This is a genomic window from Kitasatospora sp. NPDC005748, assembly GCF_040630735.1.
Taxonomy (GTDB): Bacteria; Actinomycetota; Actinomycetes; order Streptomycetales; family Streptomycetaceae; genus Kitasatospora.
The window spans coordinates 134,970-145,708 of the sequence record NZ_JBEXYD010000014.1 but is presented as its reverse complement, the minus strand read 5'-3'; the positions used below and the strand labels follow the sequence as shown (position 1 = coordinate 145,708).

General features: G+C 71.2%; 3 protein-coding genes. All 3 read right to left on the bottom strand.

Annotated features, from left to right (window positions below; all coding sequences use genetic code 11):
• Nucleotides 1-166: 166 nt before the first annotated feature.
• The gene (locus tag ABZ495_RS14170) at nt 167-2,719 is read right to left on the bottom strand and encodes a collagenase (RefSeq protein WP_359812085.1); all 2,553 of its coding nucleotides are present in this window, start codon (nt 2,717-2,719) and stop codon (nt 167-169) included.
• Nucleotides 2,720-2,961: 242 nt separating this feature from the next.
• Nucleotides 2,962-3,276 (bottom strand): hypothetical protein, encoded by a 315-nt coding sequence (locus tag ABZ495_RS14165; RefSeq protein WP_329485193.1) that lies wholly within the window; start codon nt 3,274-3,276, stop codon nt 2,962-2,964.
• Nucleotides 3,267-10,520, bottom strand: a complete 7,254-nt coding sequence (locus tag ABZ495_RS14160; RefSeq protein WP_359835915.1) for an RHS repeat-associated core domain-containing protein — start codon at nt 10,518-10,520, stop codon at nt 3,267-3,269. Before ABZ495_RS14160 ends, ABZ495_RS14165 begins: the two co-directional genes overlap by 10 nt.
• Between the last annotated feature and the right edge of the window lie 219 nt (nt 10,521-10,739).

Sequence of the window (10,739 nt, the reverse complement as noted above, 5' to 3'; positions counted from 1 at the left end):
CGCGTTGACCGCGATCTTGGCGGCGACCAGCAGTTCCTCCGGGCCGAGGTGCAGGGTCCGCATGTGGATCACGCCGTCGGACCGAGCGGCTCCCGGACGGCGCCGACACGTCCCGATGAGGATTCGGTCGGACCCCGCCGGGAGCCGCTCGTGAACGGTCTCGGGGTCAGAACTGCGTGCTGACCGTGACGCCGCTGAAGTCGGTGACGGCGTACAGGCTGAGGTAGCGGTAGCCGGCGGTCGGGTTGGTGACGGTGAGGGACTGAGTGGTCCCGGCGCCGGTGGAGGAGACGGTGAAGGCGCTGGGCGAGGCCCAGGTGCCCGGGTTGTAGTACAGGTGCGCGGTCCCGGTGCCGCCGGAGGTGGTGACCTTGAGCGTGGAGGTGCCGGCCGGCAGGTAGACGTACAGGTAGTCGGTGTTGCCGGCGGTCGCGGCGCGGCCGGTGCGCGAGCAGTTCCGGCCCATCGCGTCGGCGCGCTGCTCGGTGCAGTTCGGCAGGGTGACCGGGGCGGCGGTCACGGTGACCGAGGCCGGGGTGGTGGCGGTCCTGCCGGTGTCGTCGGTCGCGGTCAGGGCGACGGTGTAGGTGCCGGCGGCCGCGTAGGTGTGGCTCGGGTTGCGCTCGTCCGAGGAGGTGCCGTCGCCGAAGGTCCAGTGCCAGGCGGTGATCCGACCCGGGCCGGTCTGGACGGACCGCTCGGTCGCGCTGACGGTGGCGCCGTTCACCGACGTGTCGAACAGCGCGGTCGGGCCCGCCGCGTAGCAGGCCCCGGCGGCGCAGGCGGTGAGCCAGGCGTCGAAGTCGGCGTCGTAGGAGGTGCCGAGGCCGTTGTAGACCGCGTAGCCGCCGGTGTAGTCACCGACCCGGAAGCGGGCCAGCATGGCCTGGACGTCGGCGGGGTGCTTCTCCAGCATGTAGCGGACGGCCAGGTAGCCCCAGGCGTAGACACGGGTCGAGTCCGAGTTGCCGTAGGTGTTCTGGAAGACCGTGCTGAGCTTGTAGGTGTGCTTGGCGGCCTGGGCCATCGCGTCGGTGTCGGTGGTGGCGCGGTAGCTGTAGGACATGTACTCGGCGAGGCCCTCGACCCACCAGATGTCCGGGACGGACGTCTGGGTGGCGAAGCTGCCCTTCATGTCGTAGATGCCGTCCAGGTAGTGGGTGTACTCGTGGTTGAGGTTCCACACCCGGGCGGGGTCGCCGTTGTTCCACGCCTTCTGGTACATGACGTTCGCGGCCCGGTTGTTCGGGTCGGTCGGGTCCATGACGGTCTGGCCGCCGTTGTCGGTCGAGTTGCCGAAGATCGCCCACGAGTAGGTGGTGTAGTCGGTCTTGTTGGCGAAGACCCCGAGGGTGACGGTCTTGTCGTACTGGTTCGGGATCGGACCGTTGTCCTTGACCACGTTGTGGAAGAACGCGTCCTCGTTGCGCAGGCTGGCGCAGACGGTGGCCAGCTCGGCTGCCGACAGCGCCTGGGTCTGGATGGTGCGGTTGTCGCAGACCAGTTGGTGCGGCAGGACCACCGCGGTGAGCTTGGCGGGCAGGTCGCAGATGCCGTAGTACGAGCACTGGCCGTTGTCGTAGACGGTGGCCTGGAAGGCCGTGTGGACGTACAGCGGCGCGTCGGCCGTGAGGAGCGGCGCGGCGTCCAGCACCCGCTTGACCAGCGGCTTGGCCACCGCCTCGACGGTGGCGCTCGTCCCGGCCATCCGGGCCAGGTCGTTGCCCGCGTTGGTGTCGAGGACGGCGTTGGGGCCGCTGAGCAGGTCCTTGTGGTTGACCGCGAAGTTCGCGAGGGAGGTGACGAGCCGCGGGTCGGCGCCGAGCGCGCTGACGAAGGCCGGGTTCGTGTTGCCCCGCCAGAGCGGGAACCGCAGCACGGAGTTGACCGCACCGACCATCTTCGGCAGGGCGTTGTAGGAGTTGTCGAAGTCGTCCAGCACCCGCTGGTAGACGCTCAGGTAGGCGCCCTGGATGTTGGCGCTGTCGGTGAGCGTCAGCACCTCCCTGAGCACCTCGCCGTTGTTCTCCGTGACGTCGTGCCAGCGGGCGCCGGCGAAGAAGGCGTCCAGGCCGGCCTTGACGCCGCTGGTGAGCGTGGCGTCGTACGGGCCGGTCGCGTCGGGGTAGTACGACTGGATGTAGTAGCCCACCCGCAGGAAGAGCACCAGTTGCAGGATGCCGGTCGAGTTGTCGCCGGTGTAGCCGGCCGCCAGGTCCTTGAACGCGGCGGCGACGGGCAGCATCCGGGCCTGCTTGAAGATGCCCGGGTCGGCGCTGCCGTTGCCGAACAGCGAGGAGACGCAGTCCGTGGTCGAGCTCTTGAGGAACGCGACCAGGTCGGCACCGGAGCGGGCGGCGAAGTCGGCCGGGGTGCAGCTCTGCTCGGCGGCGCCCGCGAGCGCGGCCGAACGGGAGCGCGCCGCCTCGGAATCGGGGCGGGCCGGGGCCGGCTCGCCCATGAGGGTCTCGCTGAGCAGCGCCGGGGATATCGGGACGGCGGGGGCGGCGAGGTCCTCGGACCGGGCTGTCGCCCCGCCGGGGCCCGAGGGGCCGGCCGGCCTCAAGGCGGCCGCGGCGGCCGGGGTGGCCGTCGCGATCCGGATCGGTCCGTCGGCGGCGGGTGCCGCGAAGGCCTGGGCCGGGAGCACGGCGGTGGCCGTGGCGCAGCAGGCGATGACGCCGGCCGCGAGGGTGGAGAGCCGTGTGCGCAGTTGCACGCTGAGTCCTTCTGCGAGTGGGGGCAGCCTGACGTGAGGTCGGGCTGAACGAAGGAAATCGACACGGATCCTGCCATCGAATGGGCATCAGAACAATGTCACAGGTCATATTGCGCGACAGATTCCAGCCATGCCCAGGTCACCGGCCTCGCCACCTCCGACGGGGTGGTCCGCTCGGGCCGTCGCGAAAGGCCGGTGCCCGGGTGCGCCGTAGCGCACCCGGGCACCGGCCTCGGGAGGGGTCAGTCCTGCGGCTTCGCCGCGTCCCGGAGTGCGAAGTACTCCGTGACGCCGGCGACGAAGCGGCACGCGCCGGTCTCCCGGTCCACGATCACCGGGAGGTTCCCGCCGACCCGCAGTCGCCCGCGCGCGTCGGGGACCGTCGGCAGGTAGCCGAAGACGTAGGCGCCCTCGACGGCGACCGTCTCGTCGATCCGCAGCCGGTACGCGCGCTCGTCCCAGCCGCGGACCCGCTCGCGGCAGTACGCGTCCGCCGCCAGCCGGGCCGACTCCTGGTCCATGCTCACCATCCGCTTCCTCTCCTGGCTCACCACCATGTGATCATCATTTCGAGATTCTCCCACTGCGAGGTCACGGCGTGCGTCTCGCTCTGGTAGTCGAGGAACTTGATCACACCGGCGTCGTTCACCACGTTGAAGTAGTGGCCGACGTCGACGCCGTCGGTCCAGCCGAACACGATGCCCCGGGTGCCGTAGCCGAGCACGGTCAGCTGGTGGCTGATGTCGTCGACCCCCTCGGTCATGTGGAACAGGGAGTCGTACTTGTACTCCAGTTCCTCCGGGGCGAGGATGCCGCTGTCCCAGGCCGTGGCACCGTCGTGGGTGCCCGCGAGACGGCTGTCGCCGGCCTGGGCGCAGGCGCCGCAGTTGTCGGTGTAGCCGCCGGGGTTCGCCCCCGCCAGGGTGTCCTCCGCCTTGCCGGGCTTCGGCCCCTTGGTACCGGTGCCGCCGCCACCGCTGTCGGGCGAGCCGCCGCCGCTGGGGCGCCCGGCGTCCTTGCCGGCCGCCGGCGTCTCGGAGGCCGGAGCGCCCGGGTCGTCGCCGCCCTTGCCGGTGCCGGACTTCGGGCTGCTCGGCTTCTCCGTCTTCGGCGTGGTCGGAGCCGGGTCCGCCTTGGTGGTGGTGGGCAGGTCGCCGGAGAGCAGCTTCTTGACCGCGCTAACGACGTCCTCTCCCTCGGACACCGCCGTCTTGATCGCCTTGACGGCCTTGACGCCGCCGCTGATCGCCTTGACCGCGCCGTAGCCGTCGATCGCGAACGAGCCGACCACACCGGTGACCTGGCCCGCGAAGTACGAGGTGGAGCTGGTGTCCACCTCGAACAGGTCCGCCAGCGGCGTGTCGTCCACGTACCCGGTGTGGCCGAGCCTGAACGGGGACTCGTTGGAGTACCCGAACATGTCGTTGAACACCTGGTTGTCGCCGTTGGCGATGTCGGCGAAGGAGTTCCAGCAGTCGGAGAGGGTGTTGACGCTCCACTGGTACGGGTCGCCGACGATCGAGTCGCCGACGCCGGTGAAGAAGCTCCCGACGTCGCCCCAGCTCCACCAGAGGCCGTTGGGGTCGCTGCCGGAGGTGGGGTTGCCGGCCGCGTACCCGTAGCCGCCCATCTGGTTGGGATCGCCCGACTCGAAGACCGGGTCGACGGTGAGGAACCGTCCGATCATCGGGTCGTAGACGCGCACCCCGAGCAGGTCCAGCCCGCTGGTGGCGTCCGTGGGCTTGCCGAGGTAGCCCCGGTTGTCGGCCCAGGCCGCGGGCGCGGCGCCGCGCGCGTTCCCGTACGGGTCGTACGCCCGCCGGACGACGGCCAGGCTCGCGCCGTCGACCTGGAGCTGGGCGGTGCCGTGCGGGGTGGTCGGCTGGTAGCTGACGGTACCGGCCGAGGAGCGGACGATCACCGTGCCGTCCGGGCTGTGGTAGTACCGCAGGCCGGTGACGGTCTTCTTGACGGTGTCGAGCCTGAGCTGCTCCGCGCCGCCGAACAGGTAGAGGAGGTTGGTCCCCGGGTTGCGCTGGATCAGCAGACTGCCGTCGGCGTCGTAGAGGTAGCCCGCCTCCGTGCCGTTGGTGGTGACCGCCTTGGTGCGGCCCTCCTCGTTGTACTCGAAGGCCTGGCTGGTGCCGGGCCCGGTCCGGGTCCTGGTGTTGCCGGCGCTGTCGTAGTCGGGCACGACGGTGGTGCTGCCGGACGGCCCGGTGGTGGTGACGGCACTGGCCGCGTTGGGCTTCTTCGCGGGAGTGACGCCGGCGCCCGGGTAGGTGATGGTCTGGGTGACGTCCTTGGTGGCCGCCCCCTTCACATCGTGGGCGACCTGCTGGGTCCGGTCACCGAGCTGGTTGAACTGCCAGTCCAGCCAGTACGGGGACGGCCCGCCGATGGTGCCCGGCGACGGTGCCGCCGTGGCGCACTTGGTGAGCTGCCCGGCCGTGACCGCGCCCAGCCCCTTGGTGTCCGTCCAGGCGGTGGTCAGCCGGTTCTGCGCGTCGTAGCCGAAGCACTGGGTGTCGGTGACCCGGTCGGTGCCGCCGCTGGACTGGACGTCGGAGACCGCGGTGACGCTGCCCGCCGCGTTGTACCCGTAGGTGGTCGCCGAGATCGGGTTGGCCGTGTTGCTCTGCAGCGTGACCCGGTTGGTGGCCAGCCGGCCGGTGGCCTGGTCCCAGGTCTGCGCGGTCCGCAGCTGCTTGCTCGGTGTCCCGAGGGTGGTCTGCAGGACCTGGCCCTGCGGGCTGTAGGCGACGGTGGCGATGTACGGCCGGCTGGGCGTGCCCATCGCGACCAGCTTGCCCTGGAGGTTGTAGCCGTAGCCGACCGTCTCCGCGGGAAGGCCCGCCTCGGTGCCGAAGGTGGTCGACGCCAGCAGGCTGACCGTCTCGGTGTAGGAGGCCGTCGTGCTGTAGCTCCCGGCGAGGTTGCCCTCGACCGCGGGGATCACCGTGGTGGTGCCGGTCGGCTGGCCGACCGCGTTGTAGCCGTTGACCTTCTTGACGTAGGCGCTGCCGCTCTTGCCGCCCACGTAGCGGGTGGACGAGACCGGCATGCCCTTGCCGAGCGAGTCGTACGTCCACTCGGCGAGCGCCTTCGCCGGGTCACCCGGCGTGTCACCGGTGTACTCCGCCGTCTTGCGGCCGAGTTCGTCGTAGCTGTACGACAGCACCTGGCCGCGGCCGTCCTTGACGGTCAGCACCCGGCCGAGCGGGTCGTAGGTGCTGCTGGAGCTGCCGCTGTCGGGGTCGGTCTGGGCCACCACCCGGCCCTGCACGTCGTAGGTGTAGGACCAGGTGTTGCCCACCGTGTCCTTGACCGTCTCGACCTGGCCGCGGGGGGTGTAGCCGAAGGTGGTGGTGATGTCCGCGGCCGCGGCACCCACCGGGCCGGCCGACCAGAGCTGGGTGTTGGCGCCGTCGTACATGACGGCCCGGCCGTCGCCCTGCACCTTGAGGTAGCCGCCGGTGTGCCCGCCGCTCGCGCTGGTCCAGAGCGTGGTCTTCCCGGTGGTGTCCAGCACCACGAGGCTGCCGTCGGCGAGCACGCTCGCGTACGCGCCGGGGTGGCCGGCGGTCCCGGAGGACCACAGGGACTTCCCGTCGACCAGCGCGGTCAGCACCAGGTTGCCGTCGGCCTGCATGGCCAGGCGGACGCTGCGGGAGACCACCGAGGTCCCGGAGGCGATCACGCTGCCGCCGGTGAGCTTGCGGTCCGGCGTGGTGTCGCGCACCACGGTCGAGCTCCGCCGGCCGAGCGCGTCGGTGTACGCCGTGGTCGCCTTGCCGCCGGGCGGCGGCGTGACGTCCACCCGGTCCACGCCCCGGTAGGTCGTGGCGGTCTGCCAGAGCGTGCTCGCGAAGGACACCTGCTGGACCGTGACCGGCCGGCCCTGGCCGTCGTACGACGTCCGGGTCACCGCCGGGCCGGTCTTGTTGGTCTCCGCCCACATCGAGGTGCCCGGCGCGTTGGCCGCGTCGTAGTAGCTCGCGATGGCGGAGACGGTCCACCCGTGGGAGTCGTAGAAGGTCGAGGAGACCAGCCGGCCCACCGAGTTGTCCGCGGTGGTCGTCTGGGTCTGCCGCGCCTGCAGCGTCCCGTCGTAGAAGGTGACCTCGGTGCTGTAGGTGCCGTCCTCGCGCAGCGTCCTGGAGGTGACGGTGGACGGGTCCGGGCTGTCCCCGGCGCCGTGGACCGCGTACGCGAAGGTCCGGTCGGGCGACTGGGTCGCCTTGTTCCGCCCCGGCATCCACACCTTCACCCGGCGCCCGAGGGCGTCGTAGGCCGAGTCGGTGACCCGGCCGTTGACGTCGGCCGCGTGGGTGATCGAGCCGCGGCCCGGCGAGACGGTGCTGGTCGCCTTCCACTTCAGCGGGTTCTCGGTCGACACCGCGGTCGGCAGGAGCCCGGTGGACGGCGTGTACGTGGTCGTGGTGGTCCGGCCGGCCGCGTCGGTGCTGTCGCTGACGCGCCCGTAGCGGTCGTACGCCATCGCGCCGAGCACCTGGAACTGCGGGTTGCCGGCCTTGTCGTAGCCGGTGACCGACTCGGTGGCGGTCACCAGGCCGAGCGAACCGGAGCGCTGGCCGAGCCGGCCCAGGGTGCCGGGGTTCGTGACCGTCCCGTCGCCGTCGTAGTAGACCCGCTTGTGGCTGAGCGTGGTGCCCTGCCCCGGCTTCGTGTCGCACGAGCCGGCGAGGCTGAGCGTCTCCTTCGGGTAGACCAGCATCATCGGGTTGGCCGACGGCGCGTCGGCGTAGGTCGTGACCGTACAGGTCCGCTGGGAGGGCACGGACAGGTCGCCCTGCTCGTCGGCCTTCCAGATCCGGCCGAGGTCGTCGAAGGTGGTGCCGCTCCGGGAGGTCCGCCAGGTGCGGTCGTCACTGAGCAGGCCGAGCGAACGGCTGCCGCTGGAGCGCACCCGGCGCGACGTCAGGTCGGGCAGCGTCGAGAGCTTGTCCGGCTTCGGGTCCTCCGAGGTCCACGCGGTGCGCCCGGCGGTCGCCACGACCACCGAGTCCGGCACGTCGGTCAGCGTCTTGGTGACGACGGTGCCGCCGGCCTTGGTGAAGCCCTGGCTCTCGAACGGGGTGCCGGCCAGCCAGGCGCTGTCGGTGATCTCCTCGCCGAGCGAGTTCGTCACCTTCGCGCTGCGCCGGGTGCCGTCCTTGCGGTAGTCGCCGTCCATGCCCTGGAGGTAGGAGACGGTGCTCTGGGTGGTCGGGTCCGGGGCGGCGCCCGTGGTGGTGGTGACGGTCCGGTAGCCGCGGAACTCGTTCCACGTCCGGTGCTTGTCGTCGGTCAGCTCGGAGTCGTCGCGGTGCCAGGCGGCACCGCCCGAGTAGGTGTAGTCGGTCACCTTGGCGGGCGAGCCGGCCTTGGTCCGGTCGCTGGAGGTGACCTTGGAGACCAGGGTCTTGTGGAACCAGTCCTCGATCGGGTCCTTCCCGCCCGGGGTGTTCCAGAACACCGGGTAGCAGGCCATGGTGTTGGAGTCGGCCGAGGCCGGCATGGTGTTCTTCTCGCGCGAGCACTCCGGCGCCCGGTAGGTGACCGCGACGGACTCGCCGGTCTCGGTCTGCACGCTGGAGATCCGCGGGTGGAACAGCGGCGGGGCGGCCGGGGTGAGGCCGTCGACCCGGTTGTCCGTCTCGATGCCGACGAACGTGACCGGGTCGAGGGAGATCGGGTCGTCGCCCCCGGCGGAGGTGTCCTTGCCCGTGTGGACGATCTCCGAGAGCCACATCACCGACTGCAGCGAGCCGCTGGACTTCGGGTCCTGGGTCTTGCCGGTGACCGGGTCGTAGGTGCCGCCGGCGTCCGAGAAGACCTGCTTCAGCTCGTAGCTGTCGACGTCCTGCCAGCCCGAGGAGGTCCGGACCTTGGTGTCGATGCCCTTCAGCCGGTACGTCTGCCAGAAGGTGGGACCGCTCTGCAGGCAGACGCCGTCGGTGTCGCCCTCCTCCCCGATCTTGGTCTTCCAGTCGGAGGGGCAGTTCAGGTCGTACGGGGTGTCCGGCCAGTTGGCGGCGGTGTCCGAGGAGAGGTTGCCGTCCTTGCAGACGCTGTCCGAGGTGGTGCAGCGCTGTGCCGTGCGGAAGACCACCTTGGCGGCCGGCTCACGGCCCGCCCGGGCGTCCGCCAGCTGGTAGCCGTAGGAGATCTGGGTGAGGTGGCCGCCCCGGGTGTACTGGGTGAGGGTGCCGCCCTTGTCGTCCTTGTCCTCGTCCGGGATCTGGCCGAAGCCCATGTTGTAGTAGTTCGACTCGGTCGACCAGTCGTAACGCTGCACGTTGCCGTGCGGGTCGACCACGAAGTCCAGGTTGAACCGGTAGCCGACCGGCTTGTCGCACTGCGAGTCGTCGCCCTTGTCCGAACTGTGGCAGGGATCGTCCGACTTGGGGTGGTAGACCGGGATGCCCCAGGCGCTGCCGGTGGCGTCGTCCGTGCTGCCGCCGGGAGCGTGGTTGAGGCCGAGGTAGTAGGCGGTGCCGTCGGTCGTGGTGACCTTGAAGTACTCGCCCTGCCAGAGGCCGTTGGTGGCTCCGGTCAGCCGCTCGATCCTGGTGCCGTCGTCGGTCTGGAGGTGGTACGTCCCGTCCGAGTCCCGCAGCAGCTGGCCGTTGTGGGTGCCGAGCGAGATCGTGGCGTTCCAGCCGGCCCAGCAGGAGTCGCCCGAGTCCTCGATCCCCTGGTCCTTGCAGGTCTTGTACGAGCGCTCGATGAAGCCGGGGCTGTAGGACCAGCCGTCACCGACCCAGGACGACTGCGAGTTGCGCGCGGAGGTCTCGCCGTCCACCGACTGCGAGTCGTAGGCGAGTCCGACGGTCGGCGCCGCGCCACCCAGGGACGGGGGCGCGGTGATCGGGTACCGGTACGTGAACGCGCCCGAGGCGGACGCGGACCAGGCACCCGAGGCGGACAGCGACGTCGCGCCGTAGTCGCCCTGGGACCCGCCGCTGCTCGCCACGGCGGCCACCGCGACCCCTCCGGACCGGGCGGCCGCCAGCGCCGCCGGGGCGGCGAAGGCGCTGCCCGGCTTCGCCGCCCCGGCGGTGCCACCGGCCGCCGCGAGCACGACCGTACCGCTCAGCTTCCGGCCGACCGGGTCGTTGACCGCCTCGATCGGCGTGCGGGTGCGGCAGGCGGCGAGCTGCGGCGTGGTGAGCGCGCACGCGGGCATCGCCACCAGCTGCAGCCGGGAGGCCCAACCACCGCCGTACGCCTGCTCGATGCCGCCGTAGTCGAGGGAGACCGCGACGCTGCCGCTCTCCGCGCGGGCGTCGGCCCGGTCCAGGCCGACCAGCAGGCCGTCCACGCCGGCCCGCTTGGCCCGGCCCCGGTCGGCGAGGTCCACCCGGACCGAGGAGACGGCGCTGAGCGGGGCGACCGACGGGGCCAGGGACTTGGCCCGGGCACCGAGCGCCGCGGGGGCGGCGGGCGAGACCGAGACCGGCAGGCTGCCGGCCTTCGCCTTCCCGGCGGGCGCCGCCAGGCTGCGCACCTCGGGGGTGTTCCCCAGGTCGACGGTGGCGGTCGCGGCCGCCGGCCACTGCACGGGCTTCACCACGTGCGGGACCAACTCACGGGCACCGGGCGGGATCACGGGGGCCGGGACGACCGCCCCCCGGCCGCTCACCGGGCTGCCCGGGACCTTCGCCTGGTCGGGGAGCGGGTCCGCGCCCCAGAGCTTGTCCGTGTACTGATAGCCGCCGACGACGTCGGCGACGGCGAGCGGGGTCGCCAACGAGAAGACGGCGGCCGCCGCTATCGCGACGGTCGCCCGTTCCATCCAGGCCCGTTTCCGGGCACCTCGAATTCCGCGCGGTCCTGCGCGCATGCGTATTCCCCCTGAAGGCACATCAGAGAGCCGGTGAACTGACGAATCACCAGCTGACGGCACGTTCGGCCGACGGGAACCGTATTGCCATGGCAGGGTCAGAGCAATACCCTTCCCCAGCAGTCACTCTGTCCCCTTCCGTCACACAGACCCCAAAGAGTCTTCACAGGC